This is a genomic window from Phytohabitans maris, from assembly GCF_031085175.1.
GTDB classification, from domain to species: Bacteria; Actinomycetota; Actinomycetes; order Mycobacteriales; family Micromonosporaceae; genus Phytohabitans; species Phytohabitans maris.
The window spans coordinates 95,763-119,563 of sequence record NZ_JAVHUY010000005.1; the positions used below are offsets into that span (position 1 = coordinate 95,763).

Consider the following 23,801-nt stretch of genomic DNA (forward strand, 5'->3'; position numbering starts at 1 on the left):
CTTTGATCATGCGGGAGGAGGCAGGCCCGCCAGCTTGCCGCGGACCTCGTCCGCCTCGGGCTGGTCGAGCTCCTCCAGCAGCACCAGGGCCTGCCGCCACGCGCGGCGGGCCCTTTCGCGATCACCGGCCGCGTGGTGGGCGTCGCCGAGGCGGGTGAGCGTACCGGCCTCGTGCGACCGGTCGCCGGCCACCCGAAACATCTCCAGCGCCCGCCCGAAGCTCGCCACCGCCTCGCGCTGGTTGCCCAGATGGTGGTGGGCGTACCCGATGCTGTCCAGCGTCGCCGCCACGCCCGGCCGGTGGTCGATCTCGCGCAGCAGCGCCAGCGCCTGCTCGCAGTGCTCCAGCGCCTCCCGGTACTCGCCGTTCTGCGCGTGGTACCAGCCGACGTTGTTGAGCGCGTTCGCCTCGCCGACCCGGTGGCCGCCGGCCCGGTACAGGTCGAGCGCCTTGCTCGCGTGGTAGAGCGCGTCCCGCTGGTGCCCCTGCGAGCCGCACATGAAGGCGAGGTTGCGGTGGGTGTTGGCCTCGCCGAGCCAGTCGCCGATCTCGCCGAAGACGTCGAGCGCCCGCCAGTAGTTCACGTGCGCGTCCACGAAGCGCCCCACCCGCGCGTACGCCCGGGCCAGCCCGCGGTGCGCGTCGGCCTCGTCCGGGCGGTGGCCCAGGCGGCGGGCGGCGGTGAGCGCCAGGTCCTGCACCCCGGCCCAGTCGTGCCAGTGCCCCTGCCGGTCGAGGTACGTGGTGAGCGCCCAGGCCAGCTGCCACGTGTGCGAGTCGCAGCCGGCGGTGGCGGTGTGCTCGACGACCGCGAGCAGCGTGGCGTGCTCGGCCGCGAACCAGGCCAGCGCCTGCCGCTGGTCACCCACCCCGTCGACCGTCACGCCCGGCTGGGCCGGTGTGCGGGTGATCTGGTCACGGTGCGGGTTGAGCCGCTCGTCCGCCGCGTACGCGGTGTGCAGGTAGTGGTCGAGCAGCCGGTGCAGCGCCGCCTGCCGCTCCTGGGGCGGGTTGGCCCGCGCGGCGAGCTCGGCCGCGTACGCGCGGAGCAGGTCGTGGAACGCGTACCGCTCGGGCGCCTGCTCGGCCAGCAGCCGGGCCCGGGCCAGCTCGGCCAGCAGCGGCCGCACCTGCGCGGGCGGTACGCCGGCGAGGCTGGCCGCGGCGGCCGTCGCCAGGTCGGGGCCGGGGTGGAGGCCGAGCAGCCGGAAGAGGCGCGCGGCCGGCTCGCTCAGCGACCGGTACGACCAGGAGAAGACAGCGCGCACGTCGGTGGCCGGGTCGGCGCCGGAGAACGCGTCGAGCCCGCCGCGCGCCTGCCCCAGCTCGGCGGCGAGCGCGGCGAGGGAGAGGCCGGGCCGGGTCGCGGCCCGCGCGGCGACGATCACCAGGGCGAGGGGGAGGCCGGCGCAGGCCCGCACGAGCTCGGCCAGCGCCTCCGGCTCGGCCGCCACCCGGTCCGCACCCAGGCGGCGGGCGAGCAGGCGCACGGCCTCGTCGGGGTCCAGCAGATCCAGGGGTACCGGGTGCGCGCCCTCGGCCGCCACCAGGCCGGCGAGCTGGTCGCGGCTGGTCACGATCACCAGGCACCCGGGGGAGCCGGGCAGCAGCGGGCGTACCTGGTCGGCGTCGCGGGCGTTGTCGAGCACCACCAGCATCCGCCGCCCGGCCAGGAGGCTGCGGTAGAGCGCGGCCTGGGCGTCCAGCCCCACGGGCATCCGCTGCGCCGGGACGTGGAGGGCGTCGAGGAAGCCGCGTACCGCCTCGTCGGGCGGGACCGGCCCGGCCGGGTCGAAGCCGCGCAGGTTGACGTAGAGCTGCCCGTCGGGGAAGCGGTCGGCGACCCGGTGGGCCCAGTGCACGGCGAGCGCGGTCTTGCCCACGCCGGCGGTGCCGTCGATCGCCGAGATCACGACCGCCGTACCGGGGCCGGTGCGGGCGCTGGGCAGCAGCGCGTCGAGCCGTTCCAGCTGGGTGGCCCGCCCGGTGAAGCCCGGCACCGCGGCCGGGAGCTGGCGCGGTCGCGGGTCCGCGCGCCGGACGACCTGCTCCTGCCGCAGGATGCGCAGGTGGGTGTCGCGCAGCTCGGCGGAGGGCTCGACCCCGAGCTCGTCGGCGAGGCGGCGGCTCACCTCGGCGAAGAGCGAGAGCGCGGCGGCCCGCTCGCCGGAGCCGGAGAGCGCGACCATCAGCTTGGCGGCCACCCCCTCGTGCAGCGGCTCGTCCGGCGCGAGCTCCTGCAGCCGGGCCACGGCGGCCTCGTGGAGCCCCAGGTCGGCGGCGAGGTCCGCGTACGCCAGGGCGGCGCGCACCCGCCGCCGGGCCGCCGCGACCGCCGCCGGGTGGGAGCGGAGCCGGGGGCTCGCACCGGCCAGCACCGGGCCGCGCCAGCAGCGCAGCGCCCGGTCGAGCAGGTCGACCGCGGCGGCGGGATCGGGCTCGGCGGTGCCCCGCTCGACCAGCTCCTGGAACTGCGCCAGGTCGAGCTCGTCGGTGTCGAGGTCGATCGCGTACCCGTCGCCGGCCAGCCGGATGACCTTGCCGGGGGAGCGCGGCTCGCGGTCCGGGTCGAGGCGCCCGCGCAGCCGCCCCACGTACGTCTGCACCATGCTCAGGCAGGTCTTCGGCGGCTGGTCGCCCCAGAGCACGTCGACGATCTCGTCGCGGCTGACCACTCGGCCGGGCTGGAGCGCGAGCAGGGCGAGCAGGTCGCGCTGGGGCGCCGGGCCGAGGTCGACCGCCGCCGGGCCGGTCCGCACCGAGAGCGGCCCCAGCACCTCCACCCGCAGCGGGCGGCCGGCGTCGGGCTCCGGGCGGGGGCCGGGCAGCGCGGCGAGCAGCCGGTCACGGTCGAACGCGGCCAACCCGAGCGCCTCGGCGAGCCGGCGCAGCGAGGGGGCACGGGGCGCGTCGACCCGCTCGTGCTCGATGTCCCGGATCGTGCGTACGCTGACGGCGGCGCCGGCCGCCAGCTCCTGCTGGGAGAGGCCGGCCGCCAGGCGGTATCGGCGCAGCAACGAGCCCACCGTCGCCTCGGCGTTCTGGGGCGCCATATCCGACTTGTTCCTCGCAAGCGTCCGGGCCGGTACCCGGGTCATCCTGCCGCTTTCTGCCGGCTGAGCAAACCCGCTTTCCGGCAGGAGCGCGTTTTCCCTGGTCAACGCCGGTGCGGCCACCGGTCCGGCCGGTTACCGCGCGTTGTGTCAGCGGCGGGCGGTGGTCCATATCGTCAGGCTGGCCGGTCGGGCCGGTTCGCACCGGATATGGGGGCGGTACGGGCCGGCCCGCCCGGATGCGCTTCCGCTATCCTTGGTGGGCTCCTTGGTGTCCATCGTCGATGGGCTATCTTCGATGGGCTTCTGTGTCGAGAGGACTGAGCGCCACCATGCCGATCGCGTTCGCATACACGTTGATCGTGTTGCTGGTCATCACCAGCTTCCTGCTGATGCTGCTGATCCTGCTGCACCGGGGCAAGGGCGGCGGGCTGTCGAGCATGTTCGGTGGCGGTGTGAGCACCAGCCTCGCCGGTTCGTCCGTCGCCGAGAAAAACCTCGACCGTTACACCATCCTGGTGGGAATCGTCTGGTTTGCCTGCATTGTCGGCCTGGGCCTTTGGCTCAAACTCGCGATGAACTCTTAGGGCCCTCCGCACCGTACGTAGTCATAGACTCTGCGCGGTCTGATTTATCCGTGGTTCCCCTATGACGCGTTTCGGCCCTCTGCGGCACTTAGGGCCGGAGCGTCGATCGCGAACGTCGAACCCTCACTCGACGACAGGAGCGAAGAGCCGTGCCACATGGCAGCGCCATCCGCGGCACTCGCGTCGGATCGGGCCCTGTCCGGCCCACCGAGCGGTGTGACCCCGCCCCCCGCCGGCCCGTGACGTACTGGTGCGCCAAGGGCCACTCGATCGAGGTCCTGCTGGCGGCCGAGGCCGCGCCGCCGGCCCACTGGGACTGCCCCCGCTGCGGCCAGCCCGCGGGCCTCGACCAGCTCAACCCGCCCGGCCCGTCCCGCGCCGAGCCCTACAAGTCCCACCTGGCGTACGTGAAGGAGCGCCGCTCCGACGCCGACGGTGAGGCACTGCTCGCCGAGGCGCTGGCCGCCCTCCGGCGCCGCCGCGGCGAGGCCTGACCCACCCCGCTCCGCAACGCCCGTACGGTCCGTGGCGCTCGGACGTCTGATCCTCCGAGGTCTGAGCTACCGCGATGTCCGCCGTGGTCCGGACCGCTGCTCCCGCAGCCTCACCCTCCGTGGTTTCACAACCCCACCTTGGCCCCCGGGGCCGGTTTGGCCCCTTTAGTTCGATGATCCAAGGGACACCGGGTGAGTAGATCTCCAACCACCTGGGTGTCCACCGGCCGATTTCGGCCCGGAACGGGCCGCCAGCCAAAGCAGTGGTCGAGTCGCTCCGCGACGCCTTGGATCGTGGTATTTCAGCGCCTCCGGGGGCACAAGGCCGGACGGCCGCTGGGCGGTTGGAGAGCGGCGGCAGATCGTGGTACGAAACCGCCGTTGGAAGGGCGGTTTCGTACCACGATCTGCTGAAGAAGCGTGCTCGCGGGCGGTGGGCTCTGGCCCTGGACGTCACGGTTATCGGACAAATCGTCAGAAGGCGCCCATCTGGGTCCATGCCTTGCGCCGACGCACATGCGCATAGACGGGGCAGCTCGACAGCTCCGCGAATTTGTCGACCGACCACGACGCGGGCCGAGCGCGCTCAGCACCGTCGCTGCCCTGATTGTCCGGAGCGCTCCCGCCGGAGGCGAAGTGGGGTAACCGCGACCAAACGCGGAGGGTGAGGCCGCGGGAGCGACGGTCTGGACCACGGCGGACGTCGCGGTAGCCCAATGTGTTGGGAATAGATCCGCGGACCGCGCCCGGGCATGCGGGGCGGGCTGAAGGCCGCGTCAGCGGAGGCTGCGGAGCTTGGGCGCGACCGAGGCGGCCGCGGCGCGGTCGAGGAGCCAGAGGGTGCGCTCGACGCCCTGCACGCCGGAGGCGGGCACCTGCACGGGGCCGCCGCCGGCCATGGCCATGCCCACCGCATTGGCCTTCTCCGGGCCGGCGGCCATCAGCCAGACCTCCTCGGCCGTGTTGATGGTCGGGAGGGTCAGGGTGATCCGGACCGGCGGGGGCTTGGGCGAGCCGCGGACGGCGCTGACCACGCGGGCCTCGTACGCGGCCGGGTGCTCCGGGAAGATCGACGCCACGTGCCCGTCCTCACCCACGCCGAGCATCAGCACGTCGAAGTGGGGGAGTTGGGCGGTGCCGGGCTTGGCGGCGGCGGCGAGCGCCTCGGCGTACCGGGCGGCGGCCGCCTCCGGGTCGTTGCCGTCGGGGCCGTCCGAGGGTGGCATCGGGTGGACCCGCGCCGGGTCGAGCGGGAGCGCCTCCAGCAGCGCCTCGCGGGCCTGGGTCTCGTTGCGGTCCGGGTCGCCGGAGGGCAGGAAGCGCTCGTCGCCCCACCACACGTCGACCCGCGACCAGTCCACGGCGTCGCGGGCTGGCAGGTCGCGGACGGCCTCGTAGACCGCCGCGGCGATCCTGCCGCCGGTCAGCACCACGCCGGCGAAGCCCCGGGCGGCCTGCGCGTCGATGAGCTTGACGACCAGGCGGGCCGCGGCGGCCTGGGCGAGCACCTTGGCGTCCGAGTGGACGACGACGTTGGTCTCACCCATCGGTGGAACCCCCCTCCGGCGTACTGGCGGCGGGTGCCGGTGCCGGGGTGGCGACCGGGGTACGGGACGCGAGCACCGGGTCCTTCCAGATGTGCACCCGCTTGTGCGGGCGACCGTCCAGATCGGACACACCGGCGTACGCGCTCAGCGCCTCGGCGTAGATCTGGTCCGAGTCGAGCCGGCGCAGCTCCTCCGCGAGCTCCTCGCCGGTGGGGCGGCGGACCAGCGGCAGGTTGCGCTCGGCGTGGCCGGTACGGGCGAACGTGGCCATGCTGTCCTCGCGGGTCAGCGTGAGCACCTCACCGTTCGCGCACTGGAGCGATACCGAGCGCATGCGCGGGAAGTCGGCCGTCGCCTCCAGCCTCGGCTGGATGCCCAGCCGCGCGGCGAGCCAGCCGCTCATCAGCGCCGCCGTCGGGTCGGACGCGGGCGCCACGATCGTCGCCCCGGTGACCTTCGTGTCGAGCGTGTCGAACGCCCCGGCCAGCAGCGTGCGCCACGGGGTGATGCGGGTCCACGCCAGGTCGGTGTCGCCCGGCGCGTAGTCGGCGGCCCGCTGCCGCAGCGCCGAGATCCGGTCGTCGGCCTGCCCGGTGTCGGTGATCCGCCGGTCGGCCACGACGCCGAGGAAGTCGTTGGCGATCAGCTCCGGCGGCTCGCCGTGCCACCAGGTGACCACCGGCACGTCCGGTACGAGCAGCGGCATCACCACCGACTCGGCGTGCAGGGCCAGCCGGCCGTACATCCGCATGACCACCGCCTCGCACGGCCCCAGCCGCCCGCCGACCACGATCTCGGCGTCGAGGCGGTTGATCGGGCGCTCGAAGTCGGAGCGGACCACCATCAGCAGGCGGCACGGGTGCTGGGAGGTGGCGATCGTGGCGGCCGCCTCCGCCTCGCGCACCCGCTTTTCGTCGACCACGACGATGAGCGACAGCGCCATGCCGCTGGCGACGCCGCCGGCGCTGCGCCGCTCCGCCGCGAGCGCCTTGACGACCTCGTTACCCGTGGTGTCCCACAACCCGATCATCTATGCACGCCTCCAGTGACGGCCCTCGCGGGCCAGCATCTCGTCGGCCGCGCGCGGCCCCCACTCGCCGGACCGGTACGGCTCCGGCTTGGTGCCCTGCCACGCCTCTTCCATCGGGTCGATGACCTGCCAGCTCTGCTCGACCTCGGCCGCGTCCGGGAAGAGCGTGCGGTCGCCGATCAGCACGTCGAGGACCAGCCGCTCGTACGCCTCCGGGCTCTGCTCGGTGAACGCCTCGCCGTACTGGAAGTCCATCGCGATGTCGCGCAGCTCCATCGTGGTGCCGGGCACCTTGGAACCGAACTTGAGCACCACGCCCTCGTCCGGCTGCACCCGGATCACCAGCTGGTTGTGCCCCAGCGCCTCGACGTCGGTCGGGTTGAACGGCAGGTGCGGCGCCTTCTTGAACAGCACCGCCACCTCGGTGACCCGCCGCGGCAGCCGCTTGCCGGCCCGGATGTAGAACGGGACGCCGGCCCAGCGCCGGTTTTGGATGCCGAGCCGGACCGCCACGTACGTCTCCGTGGTCGAGTCTTCCGGCACGCCCTCCTCGTCCAGGTACCCCTTGGCCCGCTCGCCGGCCACCCAGCCCTGCAGGTACTGCCCGCGCACCGAGCCCTCGTGGATGTCCTTGGGCAGGCTGATCGCGCGGAGCACCTTGAGCTTTTCCGCCCGGATCTCCGACGCGTCGAAGCTCGTCGGCTCCTCCATCGCGACCAGCGCGAGCAGCTGGAGCAGGTGGTTTTGCAGCACGTCGCGGGCGGTGCCGGTGGCGTCGTAGAAGCCGGCCCGGGTGCCGATGCCCACGTCCTCGGCCATCGTGATCTGCACCGAGTCGACGTACTTCGAGTTCCACACCGGCTCGAACAGGGAGTTGGCGAAGCGCAGAGCCATGATGTTCTGCACCGTCTCCTTGCCCAGGTAGTGGTCGATGCGGAACACGTCCTGCCCGGTGAAGACGTCGTCGACCAGGTCGTTGAGCGCCTTGGCCGAGGAGAGGTCGGTGCCGAACGGCTTCTCCACCACCACCCGCCGCCAGCCGCCGCACTTTTCGTTGTCGGCCATGCCGGTGCGGGCGAGCTGCTTGAGCACGGTCGGGAAGGCCGCCGGGGGGATGGAGAAGTAGAACGCCGCGTTGCCGCCGATGCCGTGCGTGTCGCGCAGCTCGTCGAGCGTGCGGTCGAGCGTGTCGAACGCCGCGTCGTCGTCGAACGCGCCGCCGACGAACTTCAGGTTGCCGGCCAGCCGCGCCCACACCTCCTCGCGCCACGGGGTGCGCGCGTGCGCCTTCGCGTGCTCGTACGCCATCTGCTCGAACGTGCCGTGGTCCCAGTCGCGGCGGGCGAAGCCGAGCACCACGAAACCGGGCGGCAGCAGCCCGCGGTTGGCCAGGTCGTAGACGGCCGGCAGGAGCTTCTTGCGAGCCAGGTCGCCGGTCACCCCGAAGATCACCAGAGCGCAGGGCTCGGGGATCCGCGGCAGCCGCCGGTCCTGGGGATCGCGCAACGGATTACCCACAGGACTATCCTTTCAGTTCCCCAGGGACCGGGCAGCGTCCAGTAGCTGAACGATGCCCGACGCCCGGTCCGTCAGGTGGAGGCGTACCACCGGGCGCCCGCGGCGCGTCAGCGCCTGCCGGTCACCCGCGGCCTGCGCGGCCTGGAGCTGGCCGAACGTGTACGGCCGTCCGGGCACCGCCAGGTCGCTGGCGACCGCGCCGGTGATCTGGAGGAAGGCGCCGAGCGGCGGCCCGTCCTTGTGGTAGAGGGACGTGGAGTGCAGAAACCTCGGTCCCCAGCCGAACGTGACCGGCCGGCGGGCGATCGCGGCGAGGATCGGCCGCAGCAGCGCGGCGTCGGTGTCGGCGTCGCGGTCGAGGTAGGCCATCACCGCGACGTACCCGTGCGGCCGGGCATCGAGGAGGACGGCGCTGAGCGCCCCGGCGAGCGTCGAGGTGCTGGTGCCGTAGACCTCGATCGCGCCCTCGACGAACGACGGCTCCTCGGCCGGCGGGCCCTGCGCGAGGATCGCCGCCGCGTTGTCTTTGGACTCGCTCTTGCTGGGCATGCCGAGCGGGTCGACGCCGATCACCCGGCCGGCCAGCGCGGTGGCGAACTCCCAGGTCAGAAACTGGGCGCCGAGCGGGCCGTTGACCGCCACGTCGGGATGCACGCCGCCGCCGGGCACCGCGCCGGCCGGCAGCGAGCCGCCCAGCGTCACGGTGAGCACGTCGGGGCCGTCGACCGGGGCCCCCGGCGACTCGAGCACCACCGGCAGCATGCCGGTGCCCTCCTTGCCGGTGGACTCGGCGAGCAACTGCTCGGCCCACTCGTCGAGGCCGACGATGCCGGTCCCGTCCGGTACCAGGGCGATCTTGTCTTTGCCGGCGGTCGTCGCCGCGCCGAGCGCGGCGCCCAGCGCCAGCGCGGGGTTGTCACCCCCCGCGGAGAGCGCCGGCAGCAGCTCCTCGGCCTGGTCGAGCAGCTCGGCCACGTCGACACCGGCGAGAGCCGCGGGTACGAGGCCGAACGCGGTCAGCGCCGCGTAGCGTCCGCCGACCTCGGGGTCGGCGAGCACCACCGTCGCGCCCATCTCGCGGGCGGCCTCCTCCAGCGGGGAGCCGGGGTCGGTCACGATCACGAAGTGCCGCCCCGCCTCGGCCGGGGTGAGCCCGGCGTCGAGGAACGCGCCGAAGTAAGCCCGGCGGACGCTGTCGGTCTCGATCGTGGTGCCGGACTTGCTGGACACGACCACGACCGTGCGGTCGAGCCGGTCGGCGATGGCCCGGCCGATCTGTCCCGGGTCGGTGGTGTCGAGCACGGTCAGCGGCCGGCCGAGCGTACGGGCGATCACCTCGGCGGCGAACGACGAGCCGCCCATCCCGGCGAGCACCACGCGGTCGAGGTCGCCCAGCTCCGCCTTCAGCTCGGCGAGCAGCGGGAGCAGCGCGCGGCTGCGCCGGTGGGTGTCGATCCAGCCCAGCCGGATCTTGGCCTCGGCCTCCGCGTCCGGACCCCACAGCGTGGGGTCCTTGCGCGCGAGGAGCCCCGGGACCCCGTCTCTGACGAGGGCCGCCCGGGCCGCGGAGCCGACGGCGTCCGCGCCCCAGACGGCGAGTCCCGCGGCCGCCTCGACTTCACGCATTGGTGGCATTGGAAAGCTGGTTCTCCACGGTCTGCAACAGCTCCAGCCAGCTCGCCTCGAACTTCTCCACGCCCTCGCGCTCCAGCGTATCGACCACGTCGTCGTACTCGATGCCGAGCTTGGCCAGGTCGTCGAGCACCTTGCGGGCGTCGGCGTACCTGCCGGTCACCGTGTCACCGCGGGTCTCGCCGTGGTCGGCGTACGCGTGGATGGTCGGCTCGGGCATCGTGTTGACGACACCGGGTGCGATGAGCTCCTCGACGTAGATGACGTCCCGGAAGTCCGGGTTCTTGGTCGAGGTGGATGCCCACAGTGGACGCTGCGGGTGCGCCCCCGCGTCGGCCAGCGCCTGCCAGCGGTTGGAGCTGAAGACCTCGGCGTACCGCTCGTACGCCAGCTGGGCGTTGGCGATCGCCGCCTTGCCCTTGAGCGCCTTGGCCTCCTCCGAGCCGATCTTGTCGAGGCGCTTGTCGACCTCGGTGTCCACACGGGACACGAAGAACGACGCCACCGAACCGATCCGGGTCAGGTCGTGGCCGTTCGCCTTCGCCTGCTCCAGGCCGGCCAGGAACGCGTCCATCACCTCGGCGTACCGCTGGAGCGAGAAGATCAGCGTCACGTTGACGCTGATGCCCTGGGCGAGCGTCGCGGTGATCGCCGGCAGCCCGGCCCGGGTCGCCGGGATCTTGATGAACAGGTTGGGGCGGTCGACCAGCCACCACAGTGACTTGGCCTCCGCGATGGTCTTCTCGGTCTCGTGCGCCAGGCGCGGGTCGACCTCGATCGACACCCGGCCGTCGACGCCCGCGGACGCCTCGTACGCCGGCTTCATCACGTCGGCCGCCCACCGCACGTCGTACGTGGTCAGCATGCGTACCGCCTCCTCGACGGTGACCCCGCGCAGGGCGAGGTCGCGCAGCTGGCCGTCGTACGAGGAGGCGTCGCTGAGCGCCTTCGCGAAGATGGTCGGGTTGGTCGTCACGCCCACCACGTGCTTCTCGCGGCGCAGCTGGTCGAGTCCGCCGGACTCCAGCCGCGGCCGGGACAGGTCGTCGAGCCATACCGCCACACCGGCGGCCGACAGCTCACCAAGCCGGTCAGTCATGAGTATCAATCTCCCTCAGTTCCCGTGTGCTTAGTTTCCGGTCGTGGAGCCAGTGATCTCGCCGACCCGGGCGAGCGACGCGTGCGCGGCGGCCACCACGCGGTCGGCGGTGAAGCCGAACTGCTCGAACAGCACCGTGTACGGCGCGCTCGCCCCGTAGTGCTCGATGCTCACGGTCTCGCCGCAGTCACCGACCAGGTCGCGCCAGGACATCGCCACCGCGGCCTCGACGCTGACCCGCGCCCGTACCCCGCGCGGGATGACCGACTCGCGGTAGGCCTCGTCCTGCTCGCGGTACCACTCCTGGCAGGGCATCGAGACCACGCGGGTGGGCGTGCCGTCGGCCTCCAGCCGCTCCCGGGCGGTGAGCGCGAGCTGCACCTCCGAGCCGCTGGCGATGATGATCACCCGCGGCTGGCCGCCGGAGGCGTCGGCGAGCGTGTACCCACCCTTGGCGACGCCCTCGGCGCCGGCCAGCTGGGTGCGGTCGACGGTCGGCACCGCCTGCCGGGTCAGCGCCAGCGCGGTCGGGCGGTCGGTGTGCTCCAGCGCCAGCCGCCACGCCCACGCGGTCTCGTTGGCGTCGGCCGGGCGGACCACGTCGAGGCCGGGGATCGCGCGCAGCGCCGAGAGGTGCTCGATCGGCTGGTGCGTCGGGCCGTCTTCGCCGAGGCCGATCGAGTCGTGCGTCCAGACGTAGATGGCCGGCAGCTTCATCAGCGCGGCCAGCCGCACCGAGGGGCGCATGTAGTCGCTGAAGACCAGGAACGTGCCGCCGTACGGCCGGGTGCCGCCGTGCAGCAGGATGCCGTTGAGGATCGCGCCCATCGCGTGCTCGCGGATGCCGAAGTGCAGCGTGCGGCCGTAGACGTCGCCGGGGAACTCCTTGGTGGCGTGCTCCGGCGGCACGAACGACGGCTCGCCCTTCATCGTCGTGTTGTTGCTCTCCGCGAGGTCGGCCGAGCCGCCCCACAGCTCCGGGAGGACCGGTGCGAGCGCCGAGAGGATCTTGCCGGAGGCGGCCCGGGTCGCGACCCCCTTGGCGTCCGCCGGAAACTCCGGCAGCGCCTCGGTCCAGCCGTCCGGCAGCGAACGGGTGGCGAGCCGGTCGAAGAGGGCCTTGCGCTCGGGGTTGGCGGCCGCCCACGCGTCGAAGCCGGACTGCCAGGAGGCGTGCGCGGCCCGGCCGCGGTCGACCACCTCGCGGGCGTGGGCGAGCACCTTCTCGTCCACGGCGAACGACTGCGCCGGGTCGAAGCCGAGCAGCTTCTTGGTCGCGGCGACCTCTTCGGCGCCGAGGGCCGAGCCGTGCGACTTGCCGGTGTTCTGCTTGTTGGGGGCCGGCCAGGCGATGATCGTGCGGAGCGCGATGAACGACGGGCGCTCGGTCTCCGCCCGGGCCGCCTCGAACGCGGCGAACAGCGCCTGCACGTCTTCGTGGTACTCACCCTCGTCGGCGTGGTGGCCGGCCCGCCAGTCGACGGTCTGCACATGCCAGCCGTACGCCTCGTACCGCTTGGCGATGTCTTCGCTCTTGGCGATCCGGGTGTCGTCTTCGATCGAGATCTCGTTGTCGTCCCAGAGCAGGATGAGGTTGCCCAGCTTCTGGTGCCCGGCGAGCGCGCTCGCCTCGTGGCTGATGCCCTCTTCGAGGTCGCCGTCCGAGGCGAAGGCCCAGATGTGGTGGTCGAACGGGGACTGCCCCGGCTCCGCCTCCGGGTCGTACAGGCCCCGCTCGCGCCGCGCGGCGAACGCCATGCCGACCGCGTTGCCGACGCCCTGACCCAGCGGGCCGGTGGTGGTCTCGACACCGACCGTGTGCCCGTGCTCGGGGTGACCCGGCGTGAGGGAGCCCCACTGCCGCAGTGACTTGAGGTCGTCGAGGCTCAGCCCGTAGCCGCTTAGGTACAGCTGGATGTAGAGGGTGAGGCTGGAGTGCCCCATGGACAGGACGAAGCGGTCCCGGCCCGGCCACTGTGGATCCGTCGGATCGTGCCGCAGCAGCTTGTTGAACAGCAGGTACGCCGCCGGTGCCAGGCTCATCGCGGTGCCGGGGTGGCCGTTGCCGGCCTTTTCCACGGCGTCCATGGCCAGGACCCGTACGGTGTCGACCGCTTTGCGGTCGAGCTCAGACCAGGGTAGTGAGGCTTCGTTCGCGGTCACGGTGTGTGCTCCTCGGCAATGCGGCAACCCTCTTGCGATGACCCTATCTACCCGTGCTAAACGTGCGCGGGGTGACCGGCCGACGCGTGGGACAACAAGCTGTGACCGGCGGCACGCTCCGGTATGTCTACGTGTGGTCGTGGCGTCTATCTACGTGGGGTCGTAGTAGGTGGCGTTCTGCCAGCGCGTACCCTGTCGGACGGCGCGTTGACCTTGCCGGATCGCCGCGTCGCCGAGCCGCCTCGCAGGCGCGCGCGCCGCGCCGACGCCCGGAAGGTGACCCACCACGTGAGTACGATCACCGAGCGCCCCCATCCACCGGCCACCGCCCGGCCGCTGGTGCCGGTCGCCCCGCGCGACCTGGTTCCGCCCCGGCAGCGCGTGGGCGCGGGCGACGTGGCCGCCGTGATCAAGGCGTACGTGGCGCTGACCAAGCCGCGCATCGTCGAGCTGCTGCTGGTGACCACCGTGCCGGCGATGATGCTCGCGGCCGGCGGCGTCCCGTCGCTGTGGCTGATGGCCGTGGTGCTGGTCGGCGGCTCCCTCGCGGCCGGCGCGGCGAACGCGCTCAACTGCTACATCGACCGCGACATCGACCAGGTCATGAAGCGCACGTCCCGGCGCCCGCTGCCGGCGCACCGGGTCTCGCCGCGCAGCGCGCTCGCGTTCGGCCTCGTGCTGGGCGTGGTGTCGGTGGCGCTGATGGCCGCGTTCACCAACTGGCTGGCCACCGGGCTCACGCTCGCGGCGATCGTCTACTACGACGTGGTCTACACGCTGTGGCTCAAGCGCAGCACCCCGGCGAACACGTTCTGGGGCGGGGTCTGCGGCGCGGCGCCGGTGCTGATCGGCTGGGCCGCGGTGACCGGCGGGCTCTCCGCCACCGCGTGGGGCCTGTTCGCCGTCGTGTTCTTCTGGCAGATGCCGCACTTCTACGCGCTCGCCATCCGGTTCAAGGCCGACTACGCCCGCGCCGGCATCCCGATGCTGCCGGTGGTCGCCTCGCAGCGCCGGGTCAACGTGGAGATCCTGCTCTTCAGCTGGCTCACCGTGGCCGCCTCGGTCGCGGTGTGGCCGCTGGGGCGCGACGCGCTCGGCCTCAGCCCGATCTACGGGCTGACCGCGCTGGTCACCGGCGTGCTGCTGCTGCGCGAGGCGCACGCGCTGGTCGGCCGGGCCCGGCGGGGCGAGCAGATGCGCCCGATGCGGCTGTTCCACTGGACCATCACGTACCTGACGATTCTCTTCGTCGCGGTCGCCGCCGACGCATTGGTCTGACGCCTTCGGGTGAATGGCGCGTCCGTTTCGAAGCTTTCGGTCCGCGAAACGCCGGATTAGTCGCGAGGCTGTTTGAGGCCCGAAATAGTGTCCCTTTTGCCCGGACTGATTGGCCTGATTTAGCCTCATAAATCGGGCAAAAGGGCAAGGTTGTCGGGCTTAAACGTCGGGTAATTGGCATCACAAAAAAACGCGAGAGGACCGTCACCCGGCTGTGTGGCTGCTTAGGCTCGGGCTCATGGCAGATGGTTCCGATACCAACATGACCGCTGGCCCGACGGCCACGGCGCAGGCCCCTAACGGCCTCGTCGCTGGTTTGCGGGCATTCGCCGCCGGTCACGGCGGCGCGAAGGCGGTCATCGAGTACGTCGGCAAGCGGGGAGCCCGGATCGTTCTCGTCGGAGGAGACGGCGAGTGGGCGGACCAGTTCGCCGACGGCACCGACGTGGCGCGCCAGGCGTGCGCCAAGGCAGGCGTCGAGGTGGAAAACGAGTGGGAGCGCGAGCTCATGGACCAGATGCGCCCGAGCAACGACCTGTGGAGGTCGATGGGCCGGCGATCGCTCGCTCGTTAAGCCGTTGTGTTGAACGAAAATTCTGTCCCAGCGACCCGGGAGCGATCCCGGGTCGCTCTCGTTACGTGTGACCGGATTCCCGAGCTCGACCACGACGACCGGCTGGTCGTACCGGCGCTGCGCGAGCACGGCGTCGAGGCCGTCTCGGTCGTGTGGGACGCGCCCGCCGTCGACTGGGCCTCCTTCGCCCTGGCCGTGATCCGCTCGCCGTGGGACTACGTGTCCCGGCGCGAGCAGTTCGTCGCCTGGGCCGGCACGGTGCCCCGCCTGGCCAACCCGGCCGACGTCGTCGCCTGGAACACCGACAAGCGCTACCTGCGCGACCTCGCCGCCGCTGACGTGCCCGTGGTGCCCACCACCTGGGTGGAGCCGAGCGACGCGTGGGAGCCGCCGCCGGGCGGCGAGGTCGTGGTCAAGCCGGCGGTCGGCGCGGGCAGCCTCGACTCCGGGCGGTACGACCTGGACCGGCCCGAGCACCGAGACCTGGCCGCCGCCCACGTGGCGCGGCTCCAGCTGGCCGGGCGGCTGGCGATGGTGCAGCCGTACCTGGCGGCCGTCGACACGTACGGCGAGACCGCCCTGCTCTTCTTCCCGGCCGGTAGCGGTTCCGGGGCCGGCGACATCCGGTCCGAGGAGCGCGGCGACGGGGTCGGGCGGCGCCGGCCGCCCGGGACCCTCGGCGAGCGGAGCGAGCGCGGCCAGCAGGGGCTCGCGTTCAGCCACGCGGTCCGCAAGGGCGCGATGCTGACCGGGCCGGACGAGGGCACCGAAGGGCTGTACAAGGAGGAGACGATCCGCCCCCGCACGCCGCTCGACGCCGAGCTGGAGATCGCGCGCGCGGCGCTGGCGGCCGTGCCGGGCGGTGCCGACCGGCTGCTCTACGCGCGGGTCGACCTCATACCCGGCCCCGACGACCTGCCGGTGCTGGTCGAGCTGGAGCTCACCGAGCCGTCGCTGTTCCTGGGTACCGCGCAGGGCGCCCCCGAGCGGTTCGCGGAGGCCATCGCCGCGCGCCTCCTCGCGTGATCGAAGCTCCCGCCACGTCGCTAGAACGACTTGGCGGGAGCTTCGATCACGGAAGTGCGTGTATAGTCATCCATCGATGTCCTTTTCGGTGGAGGTGACACAGTGCGGCGGGTTATCGGGCGAGCGGCGGCATTGGTGGTGCTGTGCGCGGCCGTCGGAGTCGTACCCGCTGCCGCCTCCGAAGAGAGGACGGCGCCGGCGCCGCGCGCGGCGGCCGACTCCCGCGGGGTCACGCTGGTCTCCGGCGACGCGGTCACCGTGACGGCCGGCGACAAGGCGTCGGTGCGGCCGGGGCCCGGCCGCGAGGCGATGCCGTTCGTCACCCGCCGCGACGAGCGGGGCCACATCCACGTGGTACCGGCGGACGCGCTGCCGCTGCTCCGCGCCGGTGACCTCGACCCGCGGCTGTTCGACGTGACCACCCTCCTGGAGTACGGCTACGACGGCCGGGCCGAGCTTCCACTGATCGTGGCGTACGCCAGCGACGACGAGCGGGCCCGGGTCGGCGAGCGGGTGGCCGAGGGCGGCGCCCGGGTGACCCGCGAGCTGCCCACCGTCGACGCGCTCGCGGTAGCGGCGCAGTCGGCGCTGCTCACCTCGTTCTGGGGCACGTTCACCGTCGGCGGGCCGGCCGAGCGGCGGCTGACCGTCGGCGTCGACACGATCTGGCTCGACGGCCTGCGCCAGCCCGCGCTCGCGCAGAGCGTGCCGCAGGTCGGCGCGCCGGCGGCGTGGGCGGCCGGCTACGACGGGACCGGTGTCAGCGTGGCCGTGCTCGACAGCGGCATCGACGCGACCCATCCGGCGCTGGCCGGCCGGGTGACCGCCCAGCGAAACTTCACCGAGGAGAACGAGGACGACAAGGACCGCACCGGCCACGGCACCCACGTCGCCTCCACCGTCGCCGGTACCGCCGGCGTGGCCCCCGGCGCGCGGCTGCTCGACGGCAAGGTCTGCGTGGCCGGCGGCTGCGCCGAGTCGTGGATCCTCGCCGGCATGCAGTGGGCGGCCGAACAGGGCGCCACGGTCGTCAACCTCAGCCTCGGCGGCCCGGACACGCCCGGCCTCGACCCGGTCGAAGAGGCGGTCGGCACGCTGACCGCCGAGCACGGCACGCTCTTCGTGGTCGCCGCCGGCAACGTGCCGGGCGCCGGCACGATCGCCTCACCGGCCACCGCCGACGACGCGCTCTCGGTCGGCGCGGTCAGCAAGGCGGACGCGCTGGCCAGCTTCTCCAGCCGCGGCCCGCGCCTGGATGGCGTGATCAAGCCGGACCTCACCGCGCCGGGCGTCGACATCGTCGCCGCCCGCGGCGCCGACTCCGGGCTGCCGGGGGAGAGCGAGACAACCCTTTCGGGTACCTCGATGGCCGCCCCGCACGCCGCCGGCGCGGCCGCGATCCTCGCCCAGCAGCACCCCGACTGGACGGCGGCGCGGCTCAAGGGCGCCCTGATGACCTCGGCGCACCCGCTGACCGGCGACGTCTTCGCGGAGGGCGCGGGGCGGCTCGACGTGGGGCGGGCGGTGGCGCAGACGCTGACCGCGAGCCCGGCCAGCCTGAGCTTCGGCCGGTTCGCCTGGCCGCACGCCGACGACTCGCCCGTGTCCCGCACCGTCTCCCTGCACAACAGCGGCACCGCGGCGGTCGACCTCGCTCCCGCCGTCGACGGACCCGGCGTGTTCACCGTCTCGCCGGCGTCGGTGACCGTTCCCGCGGGCGGCTCGGCAGAGGTGACGGTCACCGCCGACGGGACGGTCGACGACGGCGAGGGGCTGCTCACCGGGCACCTCGTCGCCGGTTCGCTGCGGCTGCCGCTCGCCGTGGACCGCGAGGTGGAGAGCTACGACGTGACCGTCGCGCACCTCGGGCGGGACGGCGCGGCCGCCGACGGGTACGTGACCGTGCTCGCCTCCGCCGACGGCACGATCGCCCGAAACCTGCCCGCCTCGACGGGCACCGTCACCACCCGGCTGCCCCGGGGGCGGTACTCGGTGCTCAGCGCGATCACCGGGCCGGACGGTGACGGGTACGCGACGACGATCCTCGGCCAGCCCACCCTGGACGTGGCCGGCGCGACCACGGCGACCCTCGACGCCCGCCAGGGCGCGCCGATCTCGGTCACCGTGCCGCGGACCGACGCGGCGCAGGAGTTCGCCGAGGTGGCCGCCGTCTCGATCACGCCCGGCCGCACGGTCGAGGTGGGCACGCTGGGCCGCACGTTCGCCCGGCTGTACACGGCGGGGATCGGCGCCACCGGGGCCGGCTTCGTCAACCGGGTCTCCGCGACGTACGGCTTCGACGGCGGGGCCTACCTGCTCGGCTGGCTCACCGAGGACCGCATGCCGACCGGCTTCGGCCGTACGCTGACCGCCGCCGACCTGGCCACCGTCCGCGCCGACCACGGCCACGAGGCGTCGGGTACCACCGGGCAGAAGATGGCCTGGCCGGTGCTGCCGGACACGGTGATGGGCGGCTTCGCGTACGCGATGCCGGTCACGCTCCCCTCGGCGCGCACCGAGTTCTACAACGTCGAGGGGCGGGTGCGGTGGTTCCGCTCGTTCGACGAGATGACCGCCGACCAGTACGTGACGTCCACCGTCGCGCCGCCGGTCGCGTACCGGGCCGGGCAGTCGTACCAGGAGCAGTGGAGCCGTGGCGTCTTCGGTCCGACGGTGGCCTCCCCGGCGTACGAGCACCAGTGGGTGACCCGCCGCGGCGACACGCTCCTGGTGCTCGCCCCGCTGTACGGCGACGGCGCTGGCCGGGCCGGCTACTCCTCGATCGCGGCCGGGGAGATCACGCTCTACCGCGCCGGCGTTCGCGTCGCGTCGGTGGCGGAGCTGACCGGCGAGTTCGAGGTACCGCCGGAGGCGGCCGACTACCGGCTGGAGATGAGTGCCGAGCGGAGCGGCCCGGCGACGCTCTCCACGCGGGTGAGCGTGGCGTGGACGTTCCGCTCCTCGCACGTCTCCGGTGATGCCGCCGCGCGGCTGCCGCTCTCCACGGTGCGGTTCGCGCCGCGGGTGGACGAGCAGAACGCCGCCCCGGCCGGCCAGACCGTGACGATCCCGGTCAGCGTGGTGGCCCAGCCCGACTCGACCGCCGGCCGCAACACCAGCCTCACGGTCGACGTCTCGTACGACGACGGCGTGACCTGGGCGCGGGCCCCGGTGGCGGCCGGCGAGGCGACGGTCACCCACCCGGCCCGCGACGGCTACGTCTCGCTCCGCGCCACCGCCGTCGACGCGGCCGGCAACACGGTCACGCAGACGGTGATCCGGGCGTACAAGCTGGCCGCCTGAGCCCCGCGTCTCCGCGCGCCGCACCTACTACGTACGATAGTGGCCGTGCTCCGCCGACTGGCCCTGGCTTCCATCGCCGCCAACGTCACGATCGTGGTGACCGGGGGCGCGGTCCGGCTGACCGACTCCGGGCTCGGCTGCCCCACGTGGCCGCGCTGCACCGACGCGTCGTACACGGCGACCGCCGAGATGGGCGTCCACGGCGCCATCGAGTTCGGCAACCGCCTCTTCACGTACGTGGTCGGCCTGGTCGCACTGGCCGCCTTCGTCGCGGCGTGGCGGCGGCGGCCGAGGCGGCGGTCCCAGGTGCTGCTGGCCGGCGCGGTGCTGCTGGGCATCCCGCTGCAGGGCGTGATCGGCGGCATCACCGTGCTGACCGACCTCAACCCCTGGGTGGTCGGCCTGCACTTCCTGGCGTCGATCGCGATGCTCGCCGTGGCGTACGCCCTGTGGCGCTCCACCGGCGACCCGCCCGCGACCGCGAGCACCGTCCCGCCGCCGCTGCGCCCGCTGGTGTGGCTCGTCGCCGCCGCCAGTGCGGCCGTCCTGGTCGTGGGCACGTGGGTCACCGGCAGCGGCCCGCACTCCGGCGACCACGGCGCCGCCCGCAACGGCCTCGACCCGGAGACCATCTCCCAGGTCCACGCCGACCTGGTGTTCCTGCTGCTCGGCCTGACGGTCGCGGCGTGGTTCGCCTTCCGCGCGACCGGTCTCCAGGCCGCCGCCCGCGCCGCGCTGGTGCTGCTCGCCGTCGAGCTGGGGCAGGGGTTGATCGGCTTCGTCCAGTACTTCACCGACCTGCCGGTGGTGCTGGTCGGCGCCCACATGCTGGGGGCCTGCCTGGTCTGGCTGGCCACCCTCTCGGTCCTCTGGACCCTCCACACCACTCCGGCACCAGAAATCCCGCCCACCCCGGAGCCCCGCGGGACCACACCCGCCCCGCACGACGAACTCACCCCCGCCCCGCTCCCTTAGCCCGCCCCGCCCGCGCTCGCCGCGCGGCCCGACCTCCCTGCCGCAGTTGATCAGGGAGTTGGTGGAGTGGCGCGCCGACCGACACGCTCACCAACTCCCTGATCAACTGCGTGGTTGCCGCGGGCCTGCGCCGCGCGGCGGCGGCGTAGGATCGCGGGGCGGCATGAAGGTGACGGCGCGGCTGATCGGGCGCAAGCGGGTCACCCCGGTGGGGTGGATCACTTCGGGCCGGGTTTGCGGGCGCTGACGGAAATACGTAACGTGGGCGTTGTGAAAAAAGCGGCGGCGCTCCCCGAGCAGCCGGTCGTGGTCGACGGGCGCACCCGTGACCGCGTTGCCCGGCTGTTGCTGGCGCATGGCTCGGCTACCGCCGCCGAGCTCGGCGCCGAGCTCGGGCTCAGCTCCGCCGCCATCCGCAAGCACCTCGACGCGATGCTGGCCGACGGCGTCGTGGTGTCGCGTGAGCGTCCGGTCCGGGCGCACCGGGGGCGTGGGCGGCCGGCCCGCGTGTTCGTGCTGACCGACGCCGGCAAGCAGGACTGCGGCACCCACTTCTACGACGGCATGGCCACCGCCGCCCTGCGCTGGATCTCGCGAAAGGGCGGGTCGGCCGCGGTCGCGGAGTTCGCTGCGGAGCAGGTGTCCGGGCTGGAGGTGCGCTGCCGGGCGGCGCTTGCGGGGGCCGGTGACGACCCGCTCGCCCGCGCGGAGGCGCTCGCGGCCGCGCTGACAGCGGAGGGTTACGCTGCCAACGCTTCCACGATCGCGTCCGGCGGCCAGCTCTGCCAGCACCACTGTCCGGTGGCGCACGTGGCCGCCGAGTTTCCCCAGCTGTGCGAGGCCGAGACCGCGGTGATCTCCCGCCTGATCGGCACCCACGTGCAGCGGCTAGCCACCATCGCGCACGGTGACGGAGTGTGCACCACGCACATCCCGGCCCAGACAACACGGTGAGGACCTGATAGATGACCGAGCAGATGACCCAAGCGGAGCAGCTCGCCGTCCTCGGCAACTACGAGTACGGCTGGGCCGACTCGGACATCGCCGGCGCCGCCGCCCAGCGGGGTCTCAACGAGGCGGTCGTCCGCGACATCTCGGCGAAGAAGAACGAGCCGGAGTGGATGCTCGACCTGCGGCTCAAGGGCCTGCGGCTGTTCGGCCGCAAGCCGATGCCCGCCTGGGGCGCCGACCTCACCGGGATCGACTTCGACAACATCAAGTACTTCGTCCGCTCCACCGAAAAGCAGGCGGCGACCTGGGACGACCTGCCCGCCGACATCAAGAACACGTACGACAAGCTGGGCATCCCCGAGGCGGAAAAGCAGCGCCTCGTGGCCGGTGTCGCCGCGCAGTACGAGTCCGAGGTGGTCTACCACAAGATCCGTGAAGACCTCGAAGAGCAGGGCGTCGTCTTCCTCGACACCGACACCGCGCTCAAGGAGCACCCGGAGCTCTTCAAGGAGTACTTCGGCACGGTGATCCCGGTCGGCGACAACAAGTTCGCCGCGCTCAACACCGCCGTCTGGTCCGGTGGCTCGTTCATCTACGTGCCGAAGGGCGTGCACGTGGAGATCCCGCTGCAGGCCTACTTCCGGATCAACACGGAAAACATGGGCCAGTTCGAGCGGACGCTGATCATCGTCGACGAGGGTGCGTACGTGCACTACGTCGAGGGCTGCACCGCGCCGATCTACTCCTCCGACTCGCTGCACAGCGCGGTCGTCGAGATCATCGTGAAGAAGAACGCGCGCTGCCGGTACACGACGATCCAGAACTGGTCCAACAACGTCTACAACCTGGTCACCAAGCGGGCCGTGGCGCACGAGGGCGCGACCATGGAGTGGATCGACGGCAACATCGGCTCCAAGGTCACGATGAAGTACCCAGCGGTGTACATGACCGGCGACCACGCCAAGGGCGAGGTGCTCTCGGTCGCGATGGCCGGCGAGGGGCAGCACCAGGACGCCGGCGCCAAGATGGTGCACGCCGCGCCCAACACCTCCTCCACCATCATCAGCAAGTCGATCGCGCGGGGCGGCGGCCGCACCTCGTACCGGGGCCTGGTCCAGGTGCTGGAGGGCTCGACCCACAGCAAGAGCACGGTGAAGTGCGACGCGCTGCTGGTCGACACGATCTCCCGCTCCGACACGTACCCGTACGTGGACATCCGCGAAGACGACGTCGCGATGGGCCACGAGGCGACCGTCTCCAAGGTCAGCGAGGACCAGCTCTTCTACCTGATGAGCCGGGGCCTGACCGAGGACGAGGCGATGGCGATGATCGTGCGGGGCTTCATCGAGCCGATCGCCAAGGAGCTCCCGATGGAGTACGCGCTGGAGCTCAACCGCCTCATCGAACTGCAGATGGAAGGAGCGGTCGGCTAGATGACCGACACCCTCGCGGCGCCGTCCAAGACCAAGGCACAGGCGCTGCGTTCGTTCGACGTGGCCGATTTCCCGGCCCTGACGGGCCTGGAGGAGGAGTGGCGCTTCACGCCACTCAAGCGCCTGCGCGGCCTCACCGGCGACGTGGTCGGTGGTCCCGCCCCGGCCATCGGGTACGACGAGCTGCCCGCCGGGATCTCCGTGTCCACCGTGGACAAGAGTGACCCGCGGATCGGGAGCGTGCTGACGCCGTTCGACCGGATCAGCGCCCTCGCCTACGGCCGCGCCACGCAGGCTGCCCTGGTCGCGGTCGACGCCGAGACGGTGCTCGGCGCGCCGGCGGTGCTCACGCTGACCGGCGACGGCTCGGTGGGATTCGGGCACACCTTCGTCGAGGTCGGGCGGTTCGCCGAGGCGACGATCGTGCTGGAGCAGACCGGCGCGGTCACGCTCGCCGACAACGTCGAGGTCGCGGTCGCCGACGGCGCCAAGCTCACGCTCGTCACGGTCGCCGACTGGGCGGCCGACGCGGTGCAGGCCCAGCACGTCCGCTTCCGGCTCGGGCGCGACGCGCGGGTGACGCACATCCAGGTGACGCTCGGCGGCGACCTGGTACGGCAGTTCACCAGCGTCGACTACACCGGGCGGGGCGGCGAGGCCGAGCTGTACGGGCTGTACTTCGCCGACGCCGGCCAGCACCTGGAGCACCGCCAGCTGGTCGACCACAGCGTGCCCGACTGCCGCAGCTACGTGGGCTACCGCGGGGCGCTGCAGGGCGAGGGCGCGCACACCGTCTGGGTCGGCGACGTGCTGATCCAGGTGCAGGCGACCGGCACCGACACGTACGAGATCAACCGCAACCTCGTCCTCACCGACGGCGCGCGGGCCGACTCCGTACCGAACCTGGAGATCGAGACCGGCGAGGTCGCCGGCGCCGGCCACGCGAGCGCGACCGGCCGCTTCGACGACGAGCAGCTGTTCTACCTGATGGCCCGGGGCATCCCGGAGTCCGAGGCGCGCAAGCTCGTCGTGCGCGGCTTCTTCGCCGAGCTGATCAACAAGATCCCGGTCGAGGAGCTGCGCGAGCGGCTCGGCGCCTCGATCGAGGAGCGGCTCCTGAAGGCGGGGGCATGATGC

The 23,801-nt window shown here is 72.6% G+C and carries 17 protein-coding genes; 10 read left to right on the forward strand and 7 right to left on the reverse strand.

Annotation, left to right across the window (positions count from 1 at the left end; genetic code table 11):
• Window positions 1-6: 6 nt before the first annotated feature.
• Window positions 7-3,054, reverse strand: coding sequence for a BTAD domain-containing putative transcriptional regulator (locus tag RB614_RS06770; protein ID WP_308711500.1), 3,048 nt, complete (start codon window positions 3,052-3,054; stop codon window positions 7-9).
• A gap of 332 nt (window positions 3,055-3,386) precedes the next feature.
• Here RB614_RS06770 and secG point away from each other — a divergent pair, with 332 nt between their 5' ends.
• Together secG and RB614_RS06780 are read left to right on the forward strand one after the other, a co-directional pair.
• Entirely contained in the window at window positions 3,387-3,641 is a 255-nt protein-coding gene (gene secG / locus RB614_RS06775) for a preprotein translocase subunit SecG (protein WP_173038233.1), read from the forward strand.
• Between the two features lie 149 nt (window positions 3,642-3,790).
• A complete protein-coding gene (locus RB614_RS06780; RefSeq protein WP_308711501.1) occupies window positions 3,791-4,135 on the forward strand; it encodes an RNA polymerase-binding protein RbpA in 345 nt (114 codons plus the stop codon).
• Window positions 4,136-4,911: 776 nt separating this feature from the next.
• Here RB614_RS06780 and pgl read toward each other — a convergent pair.
• Genes pgl through tkt form a run of 6 tightly spaced genes read right to left on the reverse strand, consistent with a single transcriptional unit; the run spans window position 4,912 to window position 13,124 of the window.
• Window positions 4,912-5,682 carry a 6-phosphogluconolactonase gene (pgl, locus tag RB614_RS06785; RefSeq protein ID WP_308711502.1) on the reverse strand — a complete coding sequence of 257 codons (771 nt, stop codon included), beginning with the start codon at window positions 5,680-5,682 and terminating at the stop codon, window positions 4,912-4,914.
• Window positions 5,675-6,712: a glucose-6-phosphate dehydrogenase assembly protein OpcA gene (locus RB614_RS06790; protein WP_308711503.1), complete on the reverse strand. Its 1,038-nt coding sequence runs from the start codon at window positions 6,710-6,712 to the stop codon at window positions 5,675-5,677. Before RB614_RS06790 ends, pgl begins: the two co-directional genes overlap by 8 nt.
• Window positions 6,713-8,230, reverse strand: coding sequence for a glucose-6-phosphate dehydrogenase (zwf, locus tag RB614_RS06795; protein ID WP_308711504.1), 1,518 nt, complete (start codon window positions 8,228-8,230; stop codon window positions 6,713-6,715).
• Between the two features lie 12 nt (window positions 8,231-8,242).
• Complete coding sequence (locus tag RB614_RS06800) at window positions 8,243-9,856, reverse strand: glucose-6-phosphate isomerase (RefSeq protein ID WP_308711505.1); 1,614 nt, start codon at window positions 9,854-9,856, stop codon at window positions 8,243-8,245.
• Window positions 9,849-10,961 carry a transaldolase gene (gene tal / locus RB614_RS06805; RefSeq protein ID WP_308711506.1) on the reverse strand — a complete coding sequence of 371 codons (1,113 nt, stop codon included), beginning with the start codon at window positions 10,959-10,961 and terminating at the stop codon, window positions 9,849-9,851. The genes RB614_RS06800 and tal overlap by 8 nt, the downstream gene beginning before the upstream one ends.
• Window positions 10,962-10,991: 30 nt before the next feature.
• Window positions 10,992-13,124, reverse strand: a complete 2,133-nt coding sequence (tkt, locus tag RB614_RS06810; protein ID WP_308711507.1) for a transketolase — start codon at window positions 13,122-13,124, stop codon at window positions 10,992-10,994.
• A 360-nt stretch (window positions 13,125-13,484) separates the two neighbouring features.
• Between tkt and RB614_RS06815 the strand changes: the two genes are divergently transcribed.
• The 8 genes from RB614_RS06815 to sufD all read left to right on the forward strand — a co-directional run bounded on the left by RB614_RS06815 (window position 13,485) and on the right by sufD (window position 23,798).
• Complete coding sequence (locus RB614_RS06815) at window positions 13,485-14,402, forward strand: heme o synthase (protein ID WP_428982950.1); 918 nt, start codon at window positions 13,485-13,487, stop codon at window positions 14,400-14,402.
• 238 nt (window positions 14,403-14,640) lie between these two features.
• Complete coding sequence (locus RB614_RS06820; RefSeq protein WP_308711509.1) at window positions 14,641-14,976, forward strand: hypothetical protein; 336 nt, start codon at window positions 14,641-14,643, stop codon at window positions 14,974-14,976.
• A 9-nt stretch (window positions 14,977-14,985) separates the two neighbouring features.
• Window positions 14,986-16,002, forward strand: a complete 1,017-nt coding sequence (locus RB614_RS06825; protein WP_308711510.1) for an ATP-grasp domain-containing protein — start codon at window positions 14,986-14,988, stop codon at window positions 16,000-16,002.
• 102 nt (window positions 16,003-16,104) lie between these two features.
• Complete coding sequence (locus RB614_RS06830; RefSeq protein ID WP_308711511.1) at window positions 16,105-19,305, forward strand: S8 family serine peptidase; 3,201 nt, start codon at window positions 16,105-16,107, stop codon at window positions 19,303-19,305.
• A gap of 36 nt (window positions 19,306-19,341) precedes the next feature.
• A complete protein-coding gene (locus RB614_RS06835; protein ID WP_308711641.1) occupies window positions 19,342-20,280 on the forward strand; it encodes a COX15/CtaA family protein in 939 nt (312 codons plus the stop codon).
• Between the two features lie 270 nt (window positions 20,281-20,550).
• Complete coding sequence (locus RB614_RS06840; RefSeq protein ID WP_308711512.1) at window positions 20,551-21,234, forward strand: helix-turn-helix transcriptional regulator; 684 nt, start codon at window positions 20,551-20,553, stop codon at window positions 21,232-21,234.
• Between the two features lie 11 nt (window positions 21,235-21,245).
• Window positions 21,246-22,664, forward strand: a complete 1,419-nt coding sequence (gene sufB, locus RB614_RS06845; RefSeq protein WP_308711513.1) for a Fe-S cluster assembly protein SufB — start codon at window positions 21,246-21,248, stop codon at window positions 22,662-22,664.
• The gene (sufD, locus tag RB614_RS06850; RefSeq protein WP_308711514.1) at window positions 22,665-23,798 is read left to right on the forward strand and encodes a Fe-S cluster assembly protein SufD; all 1,134 of its coding nucleotides are present in this window, start codon (window positions 22,665-22,667) and stop codon (window positions 23,796-23,798) included.
• Window positions 23,799-23,801: the final 3 nt, after the last annotated feature.